The organism is Streptomyces sp. Inha503 (assembly GCF_047215865.1).
GTDB classification, from domain to species: Bacteria; Actinomycetota; Actinomycetes; order Streptomycetales; family Streptomycetaceae; genus Streptomyces; species Streptomyces lycopersici.
Map to the genome: position 1 here is coordinate 10,483,595 of NZ_CP178360.1, position 24,153 is coordinate 10,507,747.

Genomic DNA, 24,153 nt, shown 5'->3' on the forward strand with positions numbered 1-24,153 from the left:
ACCGAACCTCTTGCGCCGCCCGGCCCGAGCGATAGTGTTGAATGTCCCGGTTTGAGATGACGGGGGCGGGTCGGTGTGGAGGAGGGCGTGATGCGGAGCCGAGAGCGGTATGAGCTGGTCTTCCTGGATACGACCGCCCCGGACCCGGGAGCCGAGGACGTCGTGGTGGTGCACCGCACGGAGAGCAGCGGTCCGGGCGGCCACCCCGTGTACGTGGACGACACCGGCATCGTGCGGGCGGAGATCAGCGACCGTGCGGAGGTGCGGATGATCGCTAGCGGCGGTCATCAGGTGCACGCCGCCGCGGTCAGTGCCCGCCCGGTGTCCTGAGTCACCCGTCCGGCGCCCCGAGCCGTCTGTCGTTTGCGCAGGTCGGCGGCGTTGTCAGTGGGGCCCGCTAGGTTTGGCGCCGATGGGAGTCCGAAGAGCGGTCGAAGCGATCGAGGTGCGGCGATGAGTGATGTGGCGGCGGTGGACGGCGCGGCAGGTGTCGAGCTCCAGTTGGAGCCGTACCGCACGCAGCTGACCGGTTACTGCTATCGGATGCTGGGCTCGGCCTTCGAGGCCGAGGACGCCGTCCAGGAGACGATGGTGCGCGCCTGGCGGGGGCTGGACCGCTTCGAGGGCCGGTCCGCGCTGCGGTCGTGGCTCTACCGCATCGCCACCAATGTGTGCCTGGACATGCTCAGCGGAAGCAAGCGGCGGGCCCGGCCCATGGACCTGACCTCCGCGGCCACCCCGTTCCCGGCCACGCTCGCCGAGCAGCCGGAGGCCACCTGGATCGGGCCGGTCCCGGACGGCCAGGTGCTGCCGGACGGGGGAGACCCCGCCGAGGTCGCGGCCCAGCGGGACGCGGTGCGGCTCGCGTTCATCGCCGCGCTCCAGCATCTGGCGCCCCGCCAGCGGGCGGTGTTGATCCTGCGCGAGGTGCTGGCCTGGAAGGCGAGCGAGGTCGCCGAGCTGCTGGGCACCACCGTCGCGTCGGTCAACAGCGCGTTGCAGCGCGCCCGGGCCACCCTCGCCGCGAGCCAGGTCAGCGACTCCGACCCGGTCAAGCCGCTGGACGAGGAGCAGCGCGCGCTGCTGGCCCGCTATGTGGACGCCTTCGAGCGCTATGACCTGGACTCCCTCACCGCCCTGCTGCACGAGGACGCCACGCTCTCCATGCCGCCGTACGAGCTGTGGCTGCGCGGCCACGAGGACATCCGCCAGTGGCTGCTGGGCCATGGCATCGGCTGCCGCGGCTCCCGTCTGGTGCCGACCGTGGCCAATGGCATGCCCGCCTTCGGCCAGTACCGCCCGGGTGGCGCCGACGGCCGCCATGAGCCCTGGGCGCTTCAGGTCCTGGAGATATCAGGGGGCCGGATCACCGGGCTCAACTCCTTCCTGGACACCGAGCGCCTCTTCCCGCTGTTCGGCCTCCCCGCCTGGCTCGGGCCCGAGGGCGCGGCCTAATGTCGCGGGGGCCGTCAGGGCCTCGTCCAGCCCCGTCCAGGCGAGCAGCCGCCGTAGCTCGCCGCGGGCGTTGCGGAGCTGGATCCCGCGCCCCAGTCGGCCGGCGGTCAGCCGCAGCCGGGCCAGGGCCTCGACCACGGCCAGGTCCGGCCGCCCCACCCCGCCCACGTCCACGGTGACCGGCCCCGGACCGGCCCGCCGCGCCAGCGCGGTCAGCCGTTCGCACAGCCGCGCCACCTCGGCGCGGGTGACCGGCTGGACCAGCACCAGCACCAGCACGGCCGGGGACGGCATGGGCGGATTCTCGGGCTCGGGACCGGTCAACGTCCACCTCCTGTCGCGGCGTTCACCTGTGCAGACCGCCCGGCCCGGGAAAAATCATCGGGGAGCGCGCGGCCGTGCCGCACGTTCCCCGATGATGGCGGGTCAGTTGTTCTGGACGAACTGCTTCGCCAGCCCGTCGCCGACCGATACGGCCTTGTCGTGGTTCTCGATGGGGGAGACGGAGGAGTTCTTGAAGAGGATGTACGTCACCCCCGACTCGGCGCCGCCGGTCTCCGGGTCGGGGTCGATGCCGAGCGCGTTGGCCGTGGCGTAGGACGCCTCACCGATGATCTTGTTCGGCCCGGTGTCGCCCACCACCGCGTACTCGACCTTGTTGTTGTAGATGACCGCGACCACACCGCCGCCCTTAATGCCGGCCTGCCGGTAGTCCCAGGTGGAGCTAGGGCTCGGCACCACGACATACGGCAGCTTGTCGGCGATGAGGGGCTTGCCGTCCGACTGGTGGAAGGCGGTGTCGTCCTGGAACCACGGGTCGGTGTCCTCGTTGCACCGGGAGGTCACCTGGCCATCGCAGTCGACATCCATGTCGGCCTTCCAGAAGACCGCCCCATTGGCACCGCAGACCGGGACGGTGGCCGATGTCTCCTCGTCGGTGCGGTACTTGCCGCTGGATATCTGGGAACAGCTCTGCACCTTGGCGAGCAGCTGCGCCGCGGTGACCGTGCCCTCCTTGGTGGACGCGGGGGCCGGTGCGGGGCCCCGGGTGTTGGCGTGGGCGCCGGCGGTGACGGAGCCGGCCAGCAGACCGGCCGTGGCGATCACGAACGCGAAACGCTTGCGCATAGGACACCCCTTTGTTAGGAACCTTTCCTAACCTCGACTGGGGCATCTTGGGTGAGTTGATAAGCTCATGTCAATACCTATCAGGGCGTGGCCCGCACCAGCTTCAGCAGCCGCGTCACCTCGCGCGCCACCGCGTCCCGCGCGGCCGCGACATACCTGCGCGGGTCGACCACCTCGGGGTGGCCGGCCAGATGGTCGCGGATCGCGCGGGTGTAGGCCACGTTCAGATGGGTGGCGATGTTCACCTTCGTCAGCCCCGCCTCCACCGCCCGGGTCAGATCCGACTCGGGCACCCCGGAGGAGCCGTGCAGCACCAGCGGTACCGGCACGGCCGCGCGCAGCGCCGCCACCAGCGGCAGATCCACCACCGCGGCCTTGACGACCATGGCGTGCGAGGTGCCCACCGCGACCGCGAGCGCGTCCACGCCCGTGGCCGTCACATAGGCGGCGGCCTCGGCCGGGTCGGTCCTGGCGCCCGGCGCGTGGACGCCGTCCTTGCCGCCCACCTCGCCCAACTCGGCCTCCACCCACACCCCGTGGGCATGGCAGTCGGCCGCCACCTCCGCGGTCGCCGCCACATTGCCGTCGTAGTCCAGGGCCGAGGCGTCGAACATCACCGAGCCGAAGCCGAGGTCCACCGCCTCCCGCACCAGCTCCGGCCCGGTGGCGTGGTCCAGATGCACGGCCACCGGCACCCGCGCCGCGCGGGCCACCTCCACGGTCGCCCGCCCGATGGCGGCCAGGGCGCCGTGGTACCGCACCGCGTTCTCGCTGATCTGGAGGATCACCGGCGCGCCCGCCGCCTCCGCCCCGGCCACGATGGCCTGGGCGTGCTCGATCTGGATGACATTGAACGCACCCGCGCCGAGCCCGGCCCGCGCGGCTGCCCCGACGATCTCCCCGGTGGCCACCAACGGCATCTACCGGCTCCTTCCGCCCGTTTTCCGTAGTTCCGGCCTGTCCCGTATCCCGCGATCCGCCCACACCCGCGCGGACCGCCCGTACCCGCCCCCGCCCGCCCCCGCTCGGCTCTGCCCGGCTCTGCTCAGCCGAGGATCACCGAGCGGGTGAGATGGCGCGGCTCGTCGGGGTCGAGCCCGCGCGCCGCCGCGATCGCGACCGCGAGCCGCTGCACCACCACCAGTTCGGCCAGCGGGTCGCGGCCGTAGCCGGCGACCCGGCCACCGGTGCGGGTGATCTCCTCGTCCGCCACGTCCGACGCCCCCTCGCCCAGCCACCACACCACGCTCCGCGGGCCGGTCACACTGATCGGGCCGTGCCGGTACTCCTTGGCCGGATACGCCTCGGTCCACGCCCCCGCCGCCTCGCGCATCTTGAGCGCGGCCTCCTGGGCGACCCCGTAGGTCCAGCCCCGCCCGAGGAAGGTGAACTGCCCGGCGTCCACCAGCGGCCCGGGCAGCGGCTCGGCGAGCGCCGCCTCCCCGTCCGCCTCCAGATGGTCCAGGGGTGCGCCCAAGTGGGCGCGGAGCAGGGCGAGTTCGGTGGTGGCCCAGCGGGTCTGGACCACCGATCGCTCATCGGCGAAGTCCAGTACCACCGCGGCGTCCGCGGCGCCCACGACGGGTGAGTCGGGGACCGCCGTGACGACGGTGGTGGGCACCCGGCCGCGCACCGCGCCGAGCAGTTCGAGCACCTCCGTCGTGGTGCCGGACCGCGACAGCGCGACCACCCGGTCGTAGGCGCGGCCGAGGGGCGTCTCCGACGCCGCGAACGCGTCCGTCTCGCCCTGGCCCGCCGCCTCGCGCAGCGCCGCGTACGACTGGGCGATGAACCACGAGGTGCCGCAGCCGACGACGGCGACCCGCTCACCCGCCCGGGGCAGCGCCGCCCGTACGGGCCCCTCCGGATCCTGGGCCAGTGCGATGGCACGCCGCCAGCAGTCGGGCTGGCTCGCGATCTCGGCCTCGGTGTGGCTCATGGGGCTCCCCTCGTCGCACGGATGACCCGAGCAGTATGGATGCGCGGATGCGCGGAGTTGTTTCGTACGGGCTGATAATGCGCAGAATCACGCACGGAAGTCCAGAGCCGATGCATGCGGGGAGCGGGGTAGGGTGATCGGCGTGAAACGGCCCGAGCGCTGGAACGCCCTGCTGGATCTGCTGGGCAGGGACGGCAGAATCGATGTCGAGGAGGCGGCCGCCGAACTGGCGGTATCCGCCGCGACCATCCGGCGCGACCTGGATGAACTCGCTCAGCAGCAGATGCTGACGCGCACCCGTGGCGGCGCGGTCGCGCACAACCTCTCGTACGATCTGCCGCTGCGCTACAAGACCGCCCGGCGCGCCTCGGAGAAGCAGCGCATCGCCACGGCCGCGGCCCGGATGGCCGAACCCGGTTCGATCGTGGGGCTCAACGGCGGGACGACCACCACCGAGGTCGCCCGCGCCATCTCCATGCGCGGTGACCTTTCCACCTCGGGCGGCGGCCCGGCCGTCACGGTCGTCACCAACGCCCTGAACATCGCCAATGAGCTGGCGGTGCGCCCCCAGGTGAAGATCGTGCTCACCGGTGGGGTGGCCCGTCCGCAGTCCTTCGAGCTGATGGGGCCGCTGGCCACCGGAGTGCTGGACCAGGTGTCGCTGGATCTGGCGATCCTCGGTGTGGACGCGCTGGACACGGTCCAGGGCGCGACCGCCCACCATGAGGGCGAGGCCAGCATCAACCACCTCATGGCCGGCCGGGCCACCCGGGTGGTGGTCGTGGCCGACAGCTCCAAGCTGGGCCGCCGGGCGTTCGCCCGGATCTGCGCACTGGACGAGATCGATGTGCTGATCACGGACACCGGCGCCGATGAGGAGCTGGTCGCTCCGTACACCGAGGCCGGTGTCCGCGTGATCAGGGCCTGAGGTCTGATCAGGACCTGAGTCGCCGTATGGCTACGCCCTGGCGGCGGTCAGCAGGGCCGCCACCCGCTCGACGGCGAACGCGTAGCCCTGGACACCACAACCGGCGATCACCCCGCTGGCCAGCGCGGAGACATAGGAGTGGTGCCGGAAGGTCTCCCGCTGGTGGATGTTGGAGATGTGCACCTCCACGATCGGCAGACCGTCGCAGGTGGCCAGGGCGTCGCGCAGGGCGACGGAGGTGTGGGAGTACCCCGCGGGGTTGATGATGACCGCCGCGTGGCGCTCCCGGGCCTCATGGATCCAGTCGATCAGCTGGCCCTCGTGGTTGCTCTGCCGGCAGTCGGTCGTCAGACCGTGCGGCGCGGCCGTCTCGGCCACCAGCTTCTCGATGTCGGCCAGCGTGTCGGTGCCGTAGATCTCGGGTTGCCGGCGGCCCAGGAGGTTCAGGTTCGGTCCGTTGAGCACCATGATCGTGGAGCGGTCGCGCACGGGGGTGATGGCCATGGTGTGTGGTCCTTCCTGGGCGGTCGGCACTTCGAGGGGCGGTTCACCGGGGGCACCGACCCGCGAGGCATCGTAGATCAGGGATATGACACCACGGTGGACGGCACGGTGGAGGTGCCCGAGGTGGGAGATCCGGTGTCATTGATGACGCGCTCGTACTGGCCTTGGCCGCCGAGCGAGACGACCAGCAGATTGTGGAACTTCACCCCCGACGCGTTCGGCGCGGCGAAGCCGTGGTGTTGCACGATGCTCGGGTCGACGTTGTAGTAGCAGTAGCTGCCGAGCCCCCATCCCTCGTGCGTGGTCACCGCATCGGCCACCTTGTAGGCGGCGTAGCCCTTGATGGAGCCGTTCTGGATGGCCGCCTGGTTCGGGGCGTCGTACGCCTTCTCGTTCTGGAAGAAGATGGTCCGGCCCCGCTGCCCGAACCACTGCACGTCGTACTTGTTGAAGTGCTCCACGAAGAGCCCCGTGGCCAGCACGTCGTCGCCGTTGACCCGGACCCCGTAGTCGGCGCGGTTGGTCTCCCAGCCGACCCCGTCGCCGTGGTCGGCGCGCCAGACCCAGGTGTGGTCGACGATGGTGTGGCGGCTGTTGATCACCATGCTGGTGGTGGCCTTGCCGGGGCCCGCGCCGCCGATGCGGATGAACACGTCCTGGACGGTGGTGGGGTTGGCCGAGTGGTCGGCCGCGGCCCCTTGCGGGCCGACTTCCAGCAGCGTGGCGGAGTTGACCGGGCCGGCGTCGATGAGGAAGCCGGCCAGCCGCACCCCGTCGACATCGGCGACCTTCAGCGCGGTGACTCCGTTGTCGGGGATGAGCGTGGCGTAGCCGAGCCCCAGGACGACGGTGTTCGCGCGGTTCACCTGGACCGGCCGGTCGAGGTGGTAGATCCCCGGGGTGAGCAGCAGATGCAGCCCCTGGGTGAGCGCCTCGTTGAGGGTGGCCGCGGTGACGCCGGGCTTGGCCACGTAGAACTGCGACAGCGGCAGCGAGGTGCCTCTGGGGGTGCCGTTGCCCCAGGTGACTCCGCGGGCGTTGGTGCGCTTCTCGGGCAGGAAGACCCGGTACTCGCTGCCGTTGAGGTACAGGAAGGGCTTCTCCCGGGAGACGGGGGTGGTGTCGAGCGTGGTGTACGGCGGGTTGGGGAAGCTCTGCCCGGGCGCGCCCTCCACACCGGAGAACACCATGTTCCACACGCCGTTGAGCCAGCCGCCGATCGCGCTGTCGCGGGTGTACCACTGCTGCTGGGAGTACGGTCCGACCTGGCCGTCGATGCGGCTGTCCGCGATGTAGCCGCCGCTCGCCCAGCCGTAGCCGTCGGGGGCGAGGTTGAGCCCGCCGCGGACGTGCATCCGCCGGAAGGGGGCCGCCTGTGCCACGGCCCAGCGGTTGGTGCCGTTGACCGGTACGACCGCGAGGTTCTCCGCCGAACGCCAGAAGTTCTGGGTGGCGTTGCCGTTGAACCACCCGGCGTCCACCGTGATGTCGCCGTTGATGGTCGTGTCGTCGGGGGACAGCCCCAGCCCGGCGATGGAGGTGTAGAAGCCGATCTGGGCGTTGAGCCCGCTGTAGCTGCCGGGCTTGAACAGCAGGGCGTAGCGCCCGGTGCCGAACTGCGCCGACTCCTGCTTCTTGAACACCTCGTCCAGCTTGGCCTGGATGCCGGGCGTGGACGGGTCGAAGACGATGACGTTCGGGCCGAGGTCGCCGCCGCCGGGCAGGGCCTTGGGGCTTCTGCCCCGGCCCGAGGGGGCGGCGGCCGCGGGAGTGGCCAGGCCGCCGAGGGCGGGTGCCGATGCGACGGCGGCCGCGGCGCCGAGCACCGCCCGGCGGCCGACCGCGGAGCGGCCGGAGGAGGAAGACGTGGGGGAAGGCGTCATGGGGGCGTCTCTCCTGGTTCAGTAAATGAACGGGATGGGGGGTGAGGGAGCGCTCTCTTGCCGTCGCATGCTTCATCCATGTGAACGACTCGTCAAGAGTTGTGACCGCGGTCCTTACATGTTGTTGCCTTTTGAATGTCAACTGCCCTGGTGGATCCGGTGGTTCGGGGGAACTTGGGGAGATTTGTGGTCGGCCATATCTCTGGCCGTTGTGTTCAAGAGAGAAAGGGGGACCGGTGTCTGATCCTTTCCACTCGACGCCTCGACGCCTTCGCACTCCCGCCCGGACACTCCCATTTCGGAGAGCGCTCTCCCATTGTTGTCGCGAGCCGGTGACGGCCCGTCATACGGGCGGCCCGGCCCCCGTGGCACGGAGATCGAAGATCGTTTCATCCACTCTGATCGCGGGCGCGCTGCTGCTGACCTCGCTGGGGCTCGGCGGTATCGCGATGAGCGCCGAGACGCCCGCGGCGAGGTCCACGGGCGGCGGTGTCACGGCGGCGTACGCGGGGCATGCGGGGCACGCGGCCCATGCGGCCCACGTAGGGCACGCGGCCCACGCAGGGCACGCCATGGCGGCGTCCTCCGCCTCCTCGCCCGAGGACCCGGACGGCGACGGCTACATCCCCGCGAACCCGCCGGTCACCGGCGTCACCCCGTCCACCAAGGAGCCGCCCCACCCCTACTTCCACGAGTTCCAGGCCAACTGCTCGGTGAGCCACACCAAGCCGGACGACCCCATCGTGTATCCGCAGCGACCGGGCGCGTCCCATGACCACACCTTCATGGGCAACACCACGACCGACGCGGCCAGCACCACGGCCTCCCTCGACGCCGGCCGCACCACCTGCAAGGCGCCGGGGGACAAGTCCGGTTACGGCTACTCGCTCTACGAGTTCGTTCGGCGTCTACCACTGAGCCGCTGAGCCGCTGAGCGGCGGGAGAGCGCTCTATCCTCCCGGGACACGCTGCCACTAGGGTGCGGACATGAACCGACAGGCCCCGACCTTGGAGGATGTCGCCCGGGAGGCCGGTGTCTCCCGGGCGACCGTGTCCCGGGTCGTCAATGGCGTCCGCAATGTGGATCCGGCCATCCAGGACCTGGTCCGGCTGGCGATCGAGAGGACCGGTTACGCGCCCAACCGGGCGGCCAGATCGCTGGTGACCCGGCGCACCGGCACGGTGGCGCTCGTCGTCTCTGGGGCCGGGGACACCTCGGAGGAGGAGCAGAACGCCTTCGCCGCCCGGGTGTTCTCGGACCCGTTCTTCGGCCGGGTGGTCGGCGGTGTGGTGGGATTCCTGCGGCCGCGCTCGACGCACCCGGTGCTGATGTTCGCCGAGTCCCCCGAGGCCCGGGAGGAGGTGGTCAGGTATCTGCGGCAGGGGAACGCGGACGGGGCCCTCGTGGTGTCCACCCACCCCGACGATCCACTGCCCGCGCTGCTCGCCGAGGCCGGACTGCCCGCCGTGCTGTTCGCCCGGCCCGTACGGCCGGTGGCGCTCAGCCATGTCGACCTGGCGCACTGGGACGGTGGCCGCATCGCCGCCGAGCGCCTGCTGGCCCGGGGGTGCCGGAAGGTGGCCACCGTGTCGGGACCGTGGGCCGTGGCGGCGAGCCAGGAGCGGCTCGCCGGGTTCCGCGACACCATGGCCCGCGGTGGCCACCCGTACGTGCCGGTGGCCGAGGGCGGCTTCACACTGGACAGCGGGGTGGCCGCGATGACCGCGCTGCTCGCCGAACACCCCGATGTGGAAGGCGTGTTCGCGGCCAACGACCTGATGGCCCAGGGGGTCTGCCAGGTGCTGAGGGAGCGCGGCCGGCGGGTGCCCGACGATGTGGCGGTCGTCGGCTTCGACGACTCCAGCGTGGCCGCCACCTGTCGCCCGCCGCTGACCTCGGTGCGCCAGCCGGTGGAGGACATGGCGGCGGCGATGGCCCGGCTGCTCGACGAGCACGTACGGGGCCTGCGCACCGATCCGGTCGCGGTCCTCTTCGAACCGGAGCTGGTGGTACGGGAGTCGGCGTAGCGGCATGGAGTCGGCGAAGCGGCACGGATTCCGTAGTGCACGGGATTCGGCGCAGCCCCGCGCCGGACATGGGCGCAGCCCCGCGCCGGACGTGGGCGTAGCGTGTGCGCGACCCCCGCGCGGGCGCAGCGTGTGCGCGATCCCCGCGCCATGTGCGTGGGCGCCCGCCCCGCCCTACGCCAGCCGGGTGCCCAGGGTCGTGCGCCACGCCGGGGACGGCTCCGGGGAGGGCCCGGCGGGCAGGCGGCGCCCACCGCGGGCGAAGAAGTCGGCGAGCGGCAGGATCGCGGCGCCCACCGTCACCGCGTCCGGCCCCAGCGCCCCCAGGTCGATGCCGACGCGTCCGGACGGGTACGGCAGCGCGTACGAGAGCGCGTGGTGGCGTACCGAGTCCAGGAAGCGAGCGCCGAGCTGGAGCCCGGCCCAGCCGCCGACGAGGATGCGCTCGGGCTGGAAGAGGTTGATCAGGTCGGAAAGACCCGCGCCCAGGTACTCCGCCGTCTCGGCGAGGACGGCGGCCGCCACCGGGTCCGGATGGCCACCGTCCTCGGGGTAGGCGGCGGCCAGCATCGCCGTCAGGGCGGTCTCCTCGTCGGTGTCGGACGGCGGTTGCCCGCCCGCCTCCTGCCAGCGCTCCAGCAGAGCCTCCGCGCCCGCGTACGCCTCCAGGCAGCCCAGCGCCCCGCAGCGGCACCGGCGGCCCCGCACCCGCACCGTGAGATGGCCCCACTCCACCGCCCGGCCGTGCTCGACGTCCTCGGTGACGACGCAGGCGCCGACGCCCGATCCGAAGAGCACGACCACCGCGTTGCGCGCACCGCGCCCGGCGCCGAACCACATCTCGGCCTGCCCCAGCGTCTTGGCGCCGTTCTCGATGAAGTACGGGACCTCCGGGGGAAGACGGCCCGGCCCGCCGCGCAGCATCCGCTCCAGCGGGACCGCCTCCCAGCCGATCGGCTGGCAGTGCACCACCGCACCGCCCTCCTCCGCACCGCCCTCCTCCGAGTGTTCGACGATGCCGGGGACGCCGATGCCGACGCCGAGGAGCCGATCGGGCGCGAGCCCGGCCGCCGCCAGGACCTCGGCGACGCCGCCGCGGATATGACCCGCGATCAGCTCGCTGTCGTAGCGGTCCCGGTGCCCGGTGCCACGTGTGGGCAACGGCCGGTCCGCATGGGCCCGTTCGGCCAGTGCGAGGTCGAACAGCTCGACGCGGACCCGGGTCTCGCCGACATCCACCCCGATCATGTGGCCGCTGTGCGGGGCGATCCGCAGCAGGGTGCGGGGACGGCCGCCGTCGGAGTCGATGCTGCCCGCCTCCTCCACCAGCTCCTCGGCGAGCAGTTCGGCGGCCACGTTGCTGATGGAACCTGAACTCAGCCCGGTCGCGGGGGCCAGCGAATAGCGGCTCATCGGCCCGTCGAAGTACAACCGGCGCAGCACGGCGGCACGGTTCTCCCGCCGCAGGTCACGAACCGTACGGCCGTTGTTCGCCGTCACCTGGCCTCCTCAACTCCGGGCTCCGCGCCGCAAGATACCGCCGCCGGATCTCTTGACGCGACCTTCTCTTGAGGTTTAACTCACGTCCTAAATTAAGCCGTGAGAGGCTTCGGGAGTTGAACGCGGTCGCGTACCCGGGTCCTTCTTGGCGTTCACCACTCCCGGAAGGGACACCAGGAGCCATGCGCAGCATCCGGGTCGCGGCCATAGGCGCCGTCACCTTGTCACTCGCCCTCGCCGTCTCGGCCTGCGGAGGCGGTTCCTCGACGGCCGGTGGCGGCGGATCCAACGACTCGCCCAAGACGCTCACGTACTGGGCCTCCAACCAGGGCGCCAGCATCGCGGTGGACAAGAAGGTCCTGAAGCCCGAGCTCGACAAGTTCGAGAAACAGACCGGGATCAGAGTGAAACTCGAGGTCATCCCCTGGTCCGAACTGCTGAACCGGATCCTCACCGCGACCACCTCCGGCCAGGGCCCCGATGTGCTGAACATAGGCAACACCTGGAGCGCCTCGCTCCAGGCGTCCGGCGCGCTGCTGTCGTGGGACGACAAGAACTTCGGCGGCATCGGCGGCAAGGACCGCTTCGTGGACTCCGCCCTCGGCTCCACCGGGGTGAAGGGCGAGGACCCGGCCGCGGTGCCGCTGTACTCGATGGCGTACGCGCTCTACTACAACAAGAAGATGTTCGCCGACGCGGGCATCTCCAAGCCGCCCGCCACCTGGGACGAGGTCGTCGCCGCCGGCAAGAAGCTCTCCAAGGACGGCAAGTGGGGCCTCGGCGCCGAGGGCGCGAACCTCTCGGAGAACATCCACCAGGTCTTCGTCTTCGCCAAGCAGCACGGCGCGGACTTCTTCACCGCCGACGGCAAGCCCGACTTCACCTCGGACGGCGCGGTCTCCGCGATCAAGCAGTACGTCGACCTGATGGCGAAAGAGAAGATCATCGCCCCGGGCAACGCCGAGTACGCGCAGAACCAGTCCCTCAGCGACTTCGCCAAGGGCAAGACGGCCATGGTCCTGTGGCAGACCGCCTCCGCCACCTTCGCCTCCCTTGGCATGAAGGACGACGAGTGGGGCGTGGCCCCGGCGCCCGTACGCTCCGGCACCCCCGGCACCGGCACCGCCGTCAACTCGATGGTCGCCGGCATCAACCTGGCCGTCTTCAAGAACACCGACAACCACGACGGCGCGCTGAAGTTCGTGAAGTTCATGACCAGCGACGCGGAGCAGAAGATCCTCAACAAGGCGTACGGCTCCATCCCGCCGGTCAAGGCCGCCCAGTCCGACCCCGCGTTCAACACCCGGGCGACGGCCGCCCTGCGGGACACCCTCGCCAAGAGCGCCGAGGCGCTGCCGCAGGTGGCCGACGAGTCGCAGTTCGAGACGTCCGTGGGCACGGCCGTCAAGGAGCTGTTCGCGGACGCCGCCGGCGGACGCCCGGTGACCACCGCATCGGTGAAGGCCAAGCTGGAGAAGGCCCAGCAGCAGATGCCGGCGAAGTGAGCGCGGCCCCCTCATGACCACCACGACCGCCACCGCGAAGGCAGACCGGCGGACCGTGTCGGGGAGCGCCCCCGGGGCGGCGCGAGGCCCGCGCCGCCCCGGGCGGATCCGCCGCATCGGACTGCCGTATCTGCTGCTCCTGCCCGCCCTGGTCCTCGAGCTCCTGGTCCATCTGGTGCCGATGGTGATGGGCATCCTGATGAGCTTCAAGGCGCTCACCCGGTTCTCCATCCGGGACTGGAGCGCCGCCCCCTGGTCTGGTTTCGACAACTACAAGATCTCGGTCGACATCAACGCGCCGGCCGGTGAGGCGCTGCTCCACTCTTTCTGGGTCACCTGCGGCTTCACCGTGCTGTCGGTCGGGCTGTGCTGGCTGCTGGGCACCGCCACCGCCATCTTCCTCCAGGACACCTTCCGCGGCCGGGGCGTGCTGCGCACCCTGTTCCTGGTCCCGTACGCGCTGCCCGTCTACACGGCCGTCATCACCTGGGCGTTCATGTTCCAGCATGACAACGGGCTGGTGAACCACGTCCTCCACGACCAGCTGGGCCTCACCGACAAGCCCTCGTTCTGGCTCATCGGCGACAACAGCTTCATCGCCCTGCTCACCGTGTCGGTGTGGAAGGGCTGGCCGTTCGCGTTCCTCGTCGTCATGGCCGGTCTCCAGAACATCCCCAAGGAGCTCTACGAGGCGGCCGCCCTCGACGGCGCCGGGATGTGGCAGCAGATCCGCCGCATCACGCTGCCCTCGCTGCGCCCCGTCAACCAGGTGCTGGCGCTGGTGCTGTTCCTGTGGACGTTCAACGACTTCAACACCCCGTATGTGCTGTTCGGCAAGGCAGCGCCGGAGGCCGCGGACCTCATCTCGATCCACGTCTACCAGACGACGTTCGCCACCTGGAACTTCGGCACCGGGTCCGCCATGTCCGTCCTGCTGCTGCTCTTCCTGCTCGTGGTGACGGGCCTGTACCTCCTGCTGACCTCCCGAGAGAGGAAGACGGCCGATGTCTAGCACCTCCCCTGTGCGGCACCGCTCACCCATGGCCGCCCCCCGGTCCTTCCTCTGGGCCCGCCGGATCTTCCTCACCCTGCTCACCGGGTTCGTCCTGCTGCCGGTGTACGTCATGGTCTCCAGCTCCCTGAAGCCACTGGAGGACGTCTCGGGGACGTTCCGCTGGCTGCCGAGCGGGCTGACCATCCGCCCCTACATCGACATCTGGTCGACGGTGCCGCTCGCCAAGTACTTCATGAACTCGGCCATCGTGGCGGGCGCGGCGACCGTCTGCTCGGTGGTGATCGCCGTGTTCGCCGCGTACGCGGTCAGCCGGTACCGGTTCCGGGGCAAGCGGGTGTTCACCGTCACCGTCCTGTCCACCCAGATGTTCCCGGGGATCCTCTTCCTGCTGCCGCTGTTCCTCATCTACGTGAACATCGGCAACGCCACCGGCATCGCCCTCTTCGGCTCCCGGGGCGGCCTCATCCTCACCTATCTCACCTTCTCGCTGCCGTTCTCGATCTGGATGCTCATCGGGTACTTCGACTCGGTGCCACGCGATCTGGACGAGGCGGCGCTGGTGGACGGCTGCGGACCGCTGGGCGCGCTGTTCCGGGTCGTCGTCCCGGCCGCGATCCCCGGCATCGTCGCCGTCGCCGTCTACGCGTTCATGACCGCCTGGGGCGAGGTGCTCTTCGCGTCGGTGATGACCAACGACACCACCCGCACCCTCGCCGTGGGCCTCCAGGGCTACGCAACCCAGACCGAGGTGTACTGGAACCAGGTCATGGCCGCCTCGCTCGTCGTGAGTGTCCCCGTGGTCGCGGGCTTCCTGCTGCTACAGCGCTATCTCGTGGCCGGACTCACCGCGGGAGCGGTGAAGTGACCGGCCTCCCCACCTTGGGCCTCCCCACTTCGGGCCTCCCCGCCCCTGACCTTCCCACCTCTGAAAGGACGTACGTGTCCGAACTCCTGGACCTCACAGCCTTCCCGCACGACTTCCTGTGGGGCACGGCCACCTCCGCCTACCAGGTCGAGGGAGCCGTCGCCGAGGACGGACGGTCGCCCTCGATCTGGGACACCTTCTCGCACACCCCCGGCAAGGTGGCGGGCGACGACCACGGCGATGTGGCCTGCGACCACTACCACCGCTGGCGCCAGGACATCGGGCTGATGAAGCGGCTGGGCACCAACGCCTACCGGCTGTCCATCGCCTGGCCACGCGTGGTGCCGGGCGGCGACGGCCCGGTCAACGCCAAGGGGCTGGCCTTCTACGACGAGCTGATCGACGGCCTGCTGGAGGCGGGCATCACCCCGTCCGTCACCCTGTACCACTGGGACCTGCCCCAGGTGCTCCAGGACCGGGGCGGCTGGCCCGAGCGCGACACCGCGGAGCACTTCGCCGCGTACGCCTCGGTGGTGGCCGACCGCCTCGGCGACCGGGTACGCCACTGGACCACCCTCAACGAGCCGCTGTGCTCGGCCTGGATCGGCCACCTCGACGGCGTGATGGCGCCCGGGCTCACCGATCTGACCGCGGCGGTCCGCGCCTCGTACCACCTGCTGCTCGGCCACGGCCTCGCCGCCCAGGCGATCCGGGCCGCCGCGCCACGCGCCGAGGTCGGCATCGTCAACAACCTCAACACCGTGGAGGCGGCCACCGAACGGCCGGAGGACCAGGCCGCCGCGCGGCGCATGGACGGCCACACCAACCGCTGGTGGCTGGACCCGGTGCACGGCCGTGGCTTCCCCGCCGACATGCGCGAGGTGTACGGGGTCGAACTGCCGGAGCGCCCCGGCGACCTGGACACCATCGCCGCACCCCTGGACTGGCTGGGCCTGAACTACTACTTCCCGGCCACCGTCACCGACGACCCCACCGGCCCGGCCCCGCACGCCCGCGCCGTCCGGCGCCCGGACGTTCCCCGCACGGGCATGGGCTGGGAGGTCGACGCCGGTGGCATCGAAAGCCTGCTGCTGCGCCTGACCGGCGAATACGGCGCCCGCAAGCTGTACGTCACCGAGAACGGCTCCGCCTACCCCGATGTCGTACGGCCGGACGGGACCGTGGACGACCCCGAGCGCCAGGACTACCTCGTCCAGCACCTCGCGGCCTGCGCCTCGGCGGTCCGCAAGGGTGCCCCGCTGGCCGGGTACTTCGCCTGGTCGCTGCTGGACAACTTCGAGTGGGCGTACGGCTACGACAAGCGCTTCGGCCTCGTCCACGTCGACTACCGCACCCAGGCCCGCACCATCAAGGGAACCGGCCACCGCTACGCGGAGATCATCCGCGACCACCGGGGCCGGGCTCGCCGCGCCGCCTAGGGGGCGTCCGGGGGTTCCCGACGCCCGCGGCGGCCGTGTCCCCCTCCCCGCCCCTTCCCGAACCTGTGGCTCCGCCCCAGCCCCCAAAACCGGGGCTCCGCCCCAGACCCCGGACTGGGGGTTCTGTCCCGGGTCCCCGGAGCCGGGGGTTTGCTCCGGGCTTCGGGTCGGGCTTCTGCCCCAGGCTTCGGATTGGGGGTTTTGTCCTGGGGTTCCGGGGCGGGGGTTCTGTCTTGGGTCCTGGGCCGGGGTTTTGGCCAGGGCCCGAAACTGGGGTTCTGCCCCGGGCCCGAGACCGGGGTTGTGCCCCAGACCTCGGACTGGTGGTTCTGTCCCCGGGTCTCCGGGGCGGGGGGTTTGCCCCTGGCTCCCGGAACCGGGTTCTGTCCCAGGCCTCGGACTGGGGTTCTCGTCGGAGCAAACCCCCGGCCCGGGGGCCCGGGAGGCTTTGGGCCGGGGGTTTTGCTCCGGGCTTCGGGCCGGGGTTCTGTCCCGGGCCTTCGGGCCGGGGTTCCGCCCCCAGGGCCCGGGCGGCCAGGGGTGGCGCCCCTGTAGCGGGCGTGGTCGGTGGGCTGCTTGCCTTTCCGGGCGTTCCCGCGGCATCGATATGCGGTTCCGCGGCGTGACGGGGCTTCGCTCCAGACCCGGGGTCCAGGGGCGGAGCCCCTGGTAGCGGGAAGGGGCGGGGAGGGGAAAAGCCCACCCGCGGCACACAGCCACTACGCAAAGCACATCGGCACCACGGCACTACGGCACACCGGCACTTCGGCACTTCGGCACGAGCGCCTCCCTCGACCGCTCGAAGTGGCGTGTGGTGCGGACCGGCCAGGAGATGGGGTCGGTCAACGGCGAGTCGCAGGCGTACGTCGACTCCTCCGACAACATCCGCACCGAGAACGGCAATCTCGTCCTCAGGGCGAAGTACCGCAAGGGCTGTACCCAGACGGGTGGCGGCACGTACGACATCACCTCCGGACGCGTCGACACCCACACCAACCTGGACTTCACCTACGGGCGGGTCAGCGCCCGGATGAAGCTGCCGGTCGGCGACGGCTACTGGCCCGCGTTCTGGCTGCTGGGCAGCGATGTGGACGATCCCTCGGTGTCCTGGCCCGCCTCCGGTGAGACCGACATCATGGAGAACATCGGCTACGCCGACTGGACCAGCACCGCCCTGCACGGCCCCGGCTATTCGGCGGACGGCAACATCGGCGCCCGCCAGACCTACCCGGGCGGTGGCCGCCGACCAGTGGCACACCTACGCGGTGGAGTGGACACCCACCGGGATGCGCTTCCTCGTCGATGACCGGGTGGTTCAGGAGACGAGCCGCAACAAGCTCGAGTCCACCCGTGGCCAGTGGGTCTTCGGCCACAACCAGTACGTGATCCTCAACCTCACCCTGGGCGGGGCGTACCCGGCCGGGGGAGTGCAGGCGGAGGTGGGTGGACTGGGTGCGCGTCGAACAGAAGGGGTGAGCGCTGCATCATGGATCGTTGACGGGCGGCCACCGTGGCCGCCCGGCAGCGGAAGCAGCGGAAGAAGAAGGAGGAGCGCCGATGCGGGTGGCGTTGCACTCGGTTCTCAAGGAGGGCCAGGAGTCCGGTTATGAGCAGGTGCACGCCACGGTCCCGGAGGACCTGCTTGCGGCGCTGCGCCGGGCCGGGATCACCAACTGGCGGATCTGGCGCAGCGGACGCCATCTCTTCCACCTGGTGGACTGCGAGGACTTCGCGGCCGCGATGGCGGCGCTGGACGAGGACCCGGCCAATCAGCGCTGGCAGGAGTTCATCGGCGCGTACGTCGACCACTTCGAGGACACCGGCGGTTCCCCCGCCGAGGCGGAGCGGATGGCGCTCGACGAGGTGTGGGAGCTGCGCGCCCAGGCCGAGGCCGCCGAGCGCGGGTAGGGGGTGTCGGGCGGGTCGTCACGCCCGCGGCGGGCTGCTTTCCCCTACCCGCCCCTTCCCTCAACTGGGGCTCCGCCCCAGACCCCGGGGCCCAGGGGCGAGTCCCTGGTAGCCCGTAGCGGGGACGATCGGCCGAACCGGCGGAGCCTACCGGTCCGGATCGTTCGGCGCAGCCTTTCATCAGACCTTGAGTACGGGTGAGAGCGGGGCGAACGCGTCCACGTACGACGTGGTGGCCCCGCGCGGGGGCGTGGCGGAACGCGACAAGCGCTCCGCACACGTCTGCCGCGCATCCCCGACTGGAGGTCAGTGAGTTGAGCCACCGACGTGTGAACAAGCGGACCCTCGCCATTTCCGGAGCCGCCATCACCGCGCTCGGGGCAGCCGCCATTCTGCTGCCCAACGCGAACGCGAACCCGGACGAGTCGTCGGGAGCCAAGACCTTCTCGTCTCCGGCCGCCGTGAAGCTCGCGAGGAGTCTCGCCTCGGACCTCGGTGACAACGGCGCGGGCTGGTACTACGACAACGGCAACCGCCAACTGGTCATGAACGTGGTGGACGAGAACTCCGCCGAGTCCGTCCGGGCCAAGGGCGCCGTGGCGAAGGTCGTCCAGAACAGCATGGCCGATCTGAAGGCCGCCACCCAGACGCTGAGCAGCGACGCGTCGGTGCCCGGCACCGCCTGGTCGATCGACCCGATCACCAACAAGGTCCAGGTGACCGCCGACCGGACGGTGACCGGCACGAAGTGGGGCACGCTGACCAAGGCCACGGGTCAGATGGCGGACACGGTCAGCGTCAAGCGCAGCAAGGGTGAGTTCAAGAAGTTCGACGGCGAGGAGGCGGCTCAGCCCGGCGACAACGGCGGCGCGGGCGCCGGGGACGCGGCGGGTGACGCGGGCGATGCGGGCGATGCGGGTGACGCGGGCGCCGGGGACGCCGCCGGTGCGGCGGGCGGTGCTGGTGACGCGGGTGCTGGTGACGCGGGTGCGGGTGGCGCCGGGGACGCGGCGGGCGGCGCGGGTGATGCCGCTGGCGGGGCCGGGGATGCCGCTGGGGGCGCTGGTGGCGGCGGTGGCGGCGGGGACGCCGCGGCCGGTGGGCTCGACGGCGGCGATGCCATCTTCGGCGGTGGCGCCCGCTGTTCCCTGGGCTTCAACGTCAGCGTCGACGGCGCGCCGGGCTTCCTGACCGCGGGCCACTGCGGCAACGAATCCCAGACCTGGACCTCGGACGAGGCCGGGGCCCAGCAGGTGGGCACGGTGCAGGACTCCAAGTTCCCCGAGAACGACTTCGCGCTGGTGATGTACGACGACGCCACCACCCAGCCATCCAGCACGGTCGACCTCCAGAACGGCAACACCCAGGAGATCGGGCGCGCCGTCGAGGCGAGCGTGGGCCTGAAGGTGCAGCGCTCCGGCTCCACGACCGGGGTCACCGACGGCACGGTCACCGGCCTCAACGCCACGGTGAACTACGGCAACGGCGACATCGTCAACGGCCTCATCCAGACCGATGTGTGCGCCGAGCCCGGCGACAGCGGTGGCGCGATGTTCGCCGAGGACGCGGCGGTCGGGCTGACGTCCGGCGGCAGCGGCGACTGCACCCAGGGCGGCGAGACGTTCTTCCAGCCGGTGACCGCCGCGCTGGAGGCCACTGGCGCGGTCATCGGCGCGGACGGCGGCGGCGCCGGTGGCGGTGACGCGGCGGGTGGCGCTGGTGACGCGGCCGGTGGTGCTGGCGATGCGGCCGGTGGTGCTGGCGATGCGGCCGGTGGTGCCGGTGACGCGGCGGGTGGCGCTGGCGATGCGGCCGGTGGCGCTGGTGACGCGGCCGGTGGTGCTGGTGATGCGGCCGGTGGCGCCGGTGACGCAGCGGGCGGTGCTGGTGACGCGGCCGGTGGCGCCGGAGACGCCGCGGGCGACGCCGGAGCCGGTGACGCGGGCGCCGGTGACGCGGGTGACGCCGCCGGGGCCGGTGACACCGGCAGCGTCGCGGGCCAGGGCCTCAACTGATCCGGCCCACCCCATGAACGAGGCCCCGGGCGCCCTCCTGCCCCAGTGCCCGGGGCCTCCCCTTCTCCACGACCCCACGACCCCTCGGCCCCTCGGCCCCTCGGCCCCACGCTCCCATGGCCCCACGCTCCCATGGCCCCACGCCCCCACGGCCACCCTCCCGGCCCTAGCCGGAGACCGGCACCCCCGCCGCCTCCGCCGCCGCGCCGAGCACCTCGCGCAGCATGGCCGGGGTGAGCCGTCCGGTGAAGGTGTTCTGCTGGCTCACGTGGTAGCAGCCGAAGAGCGTGAGCGGCGGCCCGTCGTCGGCCGCCCGCAGCGTGGCCCGTGCGCCGTGGCCGAACACCGGCCGGGGCCGGGGTACGGCCCACCCGCCCGCCTCCAAGGCGGGCATCACCGCCTGCCAGCCGAACGCGCCGAGCACCACCGCGGTCCGCAGCGTCGGCCGCAGCAGCCGCAGCTCCCGGGCCAGCCACGAGCGGCAGGTGTCCCGCTCCTCGGGGGTGGGGCGGTTGGCGGGCGGGGCGCAGTGCACCGGCGAGGTGATCCTGACCCCGTACAGCTCCAGACCGTCGCCCCGGTGGGTGGCGGTCGGCTGGCTGGCCAGCCCCAGGTCGTACAGCGCCGCGTACAGGAAGTCACCGGCGCGGTCGCCGGTGAACATCCGGCCCGTGCGGTTTCCACCGTGGGCGGCCGGTGCGAGCCCCACGATCGCCACCCCGGCGTCCGGCGGCCCGAACCCGGGTACGGGACGCCCCCAGTACTCCCAGTCGGCGTAGGCCCGGCGCTTGGTGCGGGCGGCCTCCTCCCGCCACTGGACCAGCCGGGGGCAGGCGCGGCAGTCGATGACCCGTGCGTCCAGCTCGGCGAGGGTTTCGGCGCCGGGGGCCTGACGGGCGGGGTAGGAGCGGTCGGGTTCGGAAGTGGTCATGTTGGGGGCTGGTGCCCCGAGTCCTTGCGCAGGAAACGCCGCAGCCGGGTGAGCGACCAGGTGTTGATGACATCGTCCGGGGTCAGCCAGCCCCGCTGGGCCATGCCCACTCCGTACCGCATGTTGTCCAGGTCCCGGGTCGAGTGGGCGTCGCTGTCCAGGGCGAACACCACACCGTGCGACTTGGCCCGCAGGATGTTCTCGTCCGACAGATCGAGCCGGTCCGGATGTGCGTTGATCTCCAGCGCGGTGCCGGTGCGGGCGCAGGCGGCGAACACCTCGTCCAAGTCGGCGTCGATACCGGGCCGTTTGCCGATCAGCCGGGTGGTCGGATGGCCGATGACATGCACGTGGGGGTTCTCGCAGGCGCGCACCAGCCGCCGGGTCATGGCCTTGCGGTCCTGGCCGAACTGGGTGTGCACGGAGGCCACGCACAGGTCGAAGTCCGCGAGGAAGCCGGGCGGCCAGTCCACGTCCCCGTCGACGTCGATGTTCAGCTCCACACCGTGCAGCAGCCGGGTGTCCCCGCGGCCGCGCCCCCGGTCGAGCGCGCGCACCCGCTCCCGCTGGGCCAGCATCTTCTCCTCGGTCATCTGCTGCATGTACAGCTTGGGCGCGTGGTCGGTGATGGCGTAGTACGCGTAGCCGCGCCGCTCCGCCTTGGCGATCATGTCCTCCAGTGATTCCAGCCCGTCGGTGAGGTTGGTGTGGGTGTGCAGATCGCCCCGGAGGTCGGACTCCTCGACCAGCCGGGGGAGTTGACCTTCGAGGGCCGCCTTGACCTCGCCCCGGTCCTCGCGCAGCGCCGGTGGGATCCAGTCCATGCCGAGCCGGGCGTAGACGTCCTCCTCGCTCCGTGAGGCGATGGTCTTGCCGCTCTTGGTCTCGAAGAGGCCGTATTCGGAGAGTTTGAGGCCATGGCGCACCGCGATCGCGCGGACGCGGATGTTGTGCGCCTTGGAGCCGGTGAAGTAGAGCAGTCCCGCGCCCCAGGAGTCCAGCGGCAGGACCCGCAGATCCACCTGGAGCCCCTTGGTGGTGCGGATCGAGGTCTTCTTCTGGCCGTGGGCGATCACCTCGGAGGCCAGCGGCAGCCGGGTGAACGCCTCCATGAACGGGCCGGATTCCTCCGCCGCCACCAGGATGTCCACATCGCCCACGGTCTCCCTCATCCGGCGCAGCGACCCGGCGTACGCGCACCGCCGGCAGCCGGGCACCTTGGACAGGGCGGAGACGATGTCATCGGCCACGTCCATGGCCTCGTCGAGCGGGATGCGGTTGCCCGCGGCACGCATCAGCCCTATGCCGTGCAGGATGTTCTCCTCGGACTTCGGCCCGAAGCCCTTGAGGTCGCGCAGCTGGTGGCCCTCGATGGCCTGGGCCAGCTGGTCGATCGAGGAGATCTCCAGCTCCTCGTAGAGGATCATGGCCTTCTTCGGCCCGAGCGCCGGGATGGCGGTCAGCTCCCGCACCCCGGCCGGGATCGCGGCGCGCGCCTCCTCGACGGCGGGCATGGTCCCGGTGCGCAGGTACTCGACCACCTTGTCGGCGATCGACCGGCCCACATTGGGGATGTCCCGCAGCGCCTTCGCGTCGAACTGCGAGATGTCGGCCGCGTGGCCGCCGATCGCCCGGGCGGCCTTCTCGTACGCACGCGCCCGGTACGCGTCCCCGCCCGTGATCAGGAGCAGATCGGCGTATTCGCGCAGGAGGGCTTCGACCTCCTCGTTGGAGCGAGCCATGAGAGCGATTTTAGTCGGCTCTGGCGATCCCGGTGAGGTGGAGGGATCCTGGTGTCAGGAGCGAAACGGCGATCCGCGCGAGTCGGGTCGACCGGTTTCTTCCGTATGTTTCCCCGGGTTTGGGGGAGGTCATGGACGTTGGATTCCTGAAGCCGTTGTTCGACCGCCCCGGTCCATGGGCGGGCGTCTACATGGACACTTCCCGCAGTACGGAGGATGCGCCCAGGCGGCGCAGGCTGCGGGAGCGGTTCGTGGCGGATCAGCTGACCGGCCAGGGCGCCGACCGCGCCACCTGCGACGCGGTGATCGAGCGGCTGGCCGGTGAGCAATGGGCCAGGGCGTCCGCGGGTCGGGCGCTGTTCGCCACGGACGGCGAGGTGGTGCTCGACCTGCCGCTGGCCACGTCCCCGATCGACGTGGTGACGTCCTGGTCGATGCTGCCGCGAGTGGCGCCGCTGGCCGCGTTCCGCGGTGAGTGGCCGGCCTGTCTGGTGGCCTTCGTCGACCAGGCGGGGGCCGATCTGGAGCTGCGGGACGACACCGGTGCCCGCCCGGCCGGGCGCGCCGGGGGCCGCAGGGCGCATGGCCGGGGCCATCGGTCGGTGCCCGCCGACCGCTTCGAGTGGCACTACCGCAACCGGGTCGGGAACACCCTTGAGCAGACCGCCGACCGGGTGGCCGACGAGCTGATACGGCAGTGGACGGACACCGACGCCGACCTGCTGATCCTGGCCGGTGATCCGCGCGAGCGCCGGGCCGTGCGCGACCGGCTGCCCGAGCCGCTGCGGGCCAAGACGGAGGAGACCCGCCACGGCAGCAGGGCCGCAGGCTGCTCCGAGCAGCTGAACGCGGAGATCGACCACGCCCGGGCCGAGTACGCCCGCGCCCATCTGGTGACGGTCCTCGATCTCTTCCGCGCGGGGCGGGGCCGCCCCGGCGGACCGGCCCTGGGCGGACACGACGGCACCGGGCCGCCGAGCAGCGGTGCGGCGGAGGGCGTACCGGCGGTGGTGGAGGCCATGCGCCGCCACCAGGCGGCCACGCTGCTGCTGGGGCACGCGGGGGGCGATATGCGCCATGAGGTGTGGATCGGTCCTGACGCCGATCAGGTGGCCGTGCAGCGCTCCCAGGCGCGCGCCATGGGCGTCAGAACACCCGAACCCGCCCGCGCGGACGACGCGCTGATGCGGTCCGCGACGGTGGCCGACACCGAGGTGCTGGTGGTGCCCGAGGGGCTCCAGGGACCGGCCGGGGGCCTGGGCGCGGTGCTGCGCTGGCACGCCTGAACGAGACGCGGGGCCGGGCGCGGGACCAGGCGCGGGGACCGGGCGCTGAGCGTCAGCGCTCCGCGCCCGGCCCTTCCGTATG

Annotated in this window: 20 protein-coding genes and 2 pseudogenes; 13 read left to right on the forward strand and 9 right to left on the reverse strand. The window is 71.4% G+C overall.

Features of this window, described 5'->3' with window-relative positions; translation table 11 throughout:
* The first annotated feature begins 90 nt into the window (after positions 1 to 90).
* Both ACJX2R_RS43960 and ACJX2R_RS43965 read left to right on the forward strand, forming a co-directional pair.
* Positions 91 to 330 carry a DUF6296 family protein gene (locus tag ACJX2R_RS43960; protein WP_262702372.1) on the forward strand — a complete coding sequence of 80 codons (240 nt, stop codon included), beginning with the start codon at positions 91 to 93 and terminating at the stop codon, positions 328 to 330.
* Between the two features lie 123 nt (positions 331 to 453).
* Complete coding sequence (locus ACJX2R_RS43965) at positions 454 to 1,455, forward strand: sigma-70 family RNA polymerase sigma factor (protein ID WP_413104640.1); 1,002 nt, start codon at positions 454 to 456, stop codon at positions 1,453 to 1,455.
* Here the strand turns inward: ACJX2R_RS43965 and ACJX2R_RS43970 are convergent.
* The 4 genes from ACJX2R_RS43970 to ACJX2R_RS43985 all read right to left on the reverse strand — a co-directional run bounded on the left by ACJX2R_RS43970 (position 1,354) and on the right by ACJX2R_RS43985 (position 4,522).
* Positions 1,354 to 1,779, reverse strand: a complete 426-nt coding sequence (locus ACJX2R_RS43970) for an STAS domain-containing protein (RefSeq protein ID WP_413104641.1) — start codon at positions 1,777 to 1,779, stop codon at positions 1,354 to 1,356. The genes ACJX2R_RS43965 and ACJX2R_RS43970 overlap by 102 nt on opposite strands.
* Before the next feature lie 102 nt (positions 1,780 to 1,881).
* Positions 1,882 to 2,583, reverse strand: a complete 702-nt coding sequence (locus tag ACJX2R_RS43975) for a glycoside hydrolase family 75 protein (RefSeq protein WP_413104642.1) — start codon at positions 2,581 to 2,583, stop codon at positions 1,882 to 1,884.
* 80 nt (positions 2,584 to 2,663) lie between these two features.
* Positions 2,664 to 3,503 (reverse strand): class II fructose-bisphosphate aldolase, encoded by an 840-nt coding sequence (locus ACJX2R_RS43980; RefSeq protein WP_262702368.1) that lies wholly within the window; start codon positions 3,501 to 3,503, stop codon positions 2,664 to 2,666.
* Positions 3,504 to 3,628: 125 nt separating this feature from the next.
* Positions 3,629 to 4,522 carry an SIS domain-containing protein gene (locus ACJX2R_RS43985; protein ID WP_413104643.1) on the reverse strand — a complete coding sequence of 298 codons (894 nt, stop codon included), beginning with the start codon at positions 4,520 to 4,522 and terminating at the stop codon, positions 3,629 to 3,631.
* Positions 4,523 to 4,664: 142 nt separating this feature from the next.
* On the opposite strand from ACJX2R_RS43985, the gene ACJX2R_RS43990 reads away from it, so the two are divergent.
* Positions 4,665 to 5,450 carry a DeoR/GlpR family DNA-binding transcription regulator gene (locus tag ACJX2R_RS43990; protein ID WP_413104644.1) on the forward strand — a complete coding sequence of 262 codons (786 nt, stop codon included), beginning with the start codon at positions 4,665 to 4,667 and terminating at the stop codon, positions 5,448 to 5,450.
* A 30-nt stretch (positions 5,451 to 5,480) separates the two neighbouring features.
* On the opposite strand, the gene aroQ is transcribed toward ACJX2R_RS43990, so the two are convergent.
* Positions 5,481 to 5,954 carry a type II 3-dehydroquinate dehydratase gene (gene aroQ, locus ACJX2R_RS43995; protein WP_262702365.1) on the reverse strand — a complete coding sequence of 158 codons (474 nt, stop codon included), beginning with the start codon at positions 5,952 to 5,954 and terminating at the stop codon, positions 5,481 to 5,483.
* A 77-nt stretch (positions 5,955 to 6,031) separates the two neighbouring features.
* Positions 6,032 to 7,837, reverse strand: a complete 1,806-nt coding sequence (locus tag ACJX2R_RS44000; protein WP_413104645.1) for a coagulation factor 5/8 type domain-containing protein — start codon at positions 7,835 to 7,837, stop codon at positions 6,032 to 6,034.
* A gap of 365 nt (positions 7,838 to 8,202) precedes the next feature.
* On the opposite strand from ACJX2R_RS44000, the pseudogene ACJX2R_RS44005 reads away from it, so the two are divergent.
* Both ACJX2R_RS44005 and ACJX2R_RS44010 read left to right on the forward strand, forming a co-directional pair.
* Positions 8,203 to 8,715: pseudogene (locus ACJX2R_RS44005) on the forward strand (DUF1996 domain-containing protein); the annotation flags it as partial.
* Between the two features lie 109 nt (positions 8,716 to 8,824).
* Positions 8,825 to 9,865, forward strand: coding sequence for a LacI family DNA-binding transcriptional regulator (locus tag ACJX2R_RS44010; RefSeq protein WP_262702361.1), 1,041 nt, complete (start codon positions 8,825 to 8,827; stop codon positions 9,863 to 9,865).
* Between the two features lie 174 nt (positions 9,866 to 10,039).
* Here the strand turns inward: ACJX2R_RS44010 and ACJX2R_RS44015 are convergent, their stop codons facing one another.
* A complete protein-coding gene (locus ACJX2R_RS44015; protein ID WP_413104646.1) occupies positions 10,040 to 11,365 on the reverse strand; it encodes an ROK family protein in 1,326 nt (441 codons plus the stop codon).
* Positions 11,366 to 11,547: 182 nt separating this feature from the next.
* Here ACJX2R_RS44015 and ACJX2R_RS44020 point away from each other — a divergent pair, with 182 nt between their 5' ends.
* The 7 genes and pseudogenes from ACJX2R_RS44020 (at position 11,548) to ACJX2R_RS44050 (ending at position 20,112) form a co-directional block, all read left to right on the forward strand.
* Complete coding sequence (locus ACJX2R_RS44020) at positions 11,548 to 12,870, forward strand: ABC transporter substrate-binding protein (RefSeq protein ID WP_413104647.1); 1,323 nt, start codon at positions 11,548 to 11,550, stop codon at positions 12,868 to 12,870.
* A gap of 13 nt (positions 12,871 to 12,883) precedes the next feature.
* Positions 12,884 to 13,882 carry a carbohydrate ABC transporter permease gene (locus tag ACJX2R_RS44025; protein WP_262702358.1) on the forward strand — a complete coding sequence of 333 codons (999 nt, stop codon included), beginning with the start codon at positions 12,884 to 12,886 and terminating at the stop codon, positions 13,880 to 13,882.
* Positions 13,875 to 14,750 (forward strand): carbohydrate ABC transporter permease, encoded by an 876-nt coding sequence (locus ACJX2R_RS44030; protein ID WP_413104648.1) that lies wholly within the window; start codon positions 13,875 to 13,877, stop codon positions 14,748 to 14,750. Before ACJX2R_RS44025 ends, ACJX2R_RS44030 begins: the two co-directional genes overlap by 8 nt.
* 74 nt (positions 14,751 to 14,824) lie before the next feature.
* Positions 14,825 to 16,189 carry a GH1 family beta-glucosidase gene (locus ACJX2R_RS44035; RefSeq protein WP_413104649.1) on the forward strand — a complete coding sequence of 455 codons (1,365 nt, stop codon included), beginning with the start codon at positions 14,825 to 14,827 and terminating at the stop codon, positions 16,187 to 16,189.
* Between the two features lie 778 nt (positions 16,190 to 16,967).
* Positions 16,968 to 17,665: pseudogene (locus ACJX2R_RS44040) on the forward strand (glycoside hydrolase family 16 protein); the annotation flags it as partial.
* 81 nt (positions 17,666 to 17,746) lie between these two features.
* The gene (locus tag ACJX2R_RS44045; RefSeq protein WP_413104650.1) at positions 17,747 to 18,097 is read left to right on the forward strand and encodes an L-rhamnose mutarotase; all 351 of its coding nucleotides are present in this window, start codon (positions 17,747 to 17,749) and stop codon (positions 18,095 to 18,097) included.
* A 329-nt stretch (positions 18,098 to 18,426) separates the two neighbouring features.
* Entirely contained in the window at positions 18,427 to 20,112 is a 1,686-nt protein-coding gene (locus ACJX2R_RS44050; protein ID WP_413104651.1) for a S1 family peptidase, read from the forward strand.
* Positions 20,113 to 20,278: 166 nt separating this feature from the next.
* On the opposite strand, the gene ACJX2R_RS44055 is transcribed toward ACJX2R_RS44050, so the two are convergent.
* Together ACJX2R_RS44055 and polX are read right to left on the reverse strand one after the other, a co-directional pair.
* Positions 20,279 to 21,043, reverse strand: a complete 765-nt coding sequence (locus ACJX2R_RS44055) for a uracil-DNA glycosylase (RefSeq protein WP_413104652.1) — start codon at positions 21,041 to 21,043, stop codon at positions 20,279 to 20,281.
* Positions 21,040 to 22,785 (reverse strand): DNA polymerase/3'-5' exonuclease PolX, encoded by a 1,746-nt coding sequence (gene polX, locus ACJX2R_RS44060; protein ID WP_413104653.1) that lies wholly within the window; start codon positions 22,783 to 22,785, stop codon positions 21,040 to 21,042. The genes ACJX2R_RS44055 and polX overlap by 4 nt, the downstream gene beginning before the upstream one ends.
* Positions 22,786 to 22,916: 131 nt before the next feature.
* On the opposite strand from polX, the gene ACJX2R_RS44065 reads away from it, so the two are divergent.
* Positions 22,917 to 24,071 carry a hypothetical protein gene (locus ACJX2R_RS44065; RefSeq protein ID WP_413104654.1) on the forward strand — a complete coding sequence of 385 codons (1,155 nt, stop codon included), beginning with the start codon at positions 22,917 to 22,919 and terminating at the stop codon, positions 24,069 to 24,071.
* Positions 24,072 to 24,153: the final 82 nt, after the last annotated feature.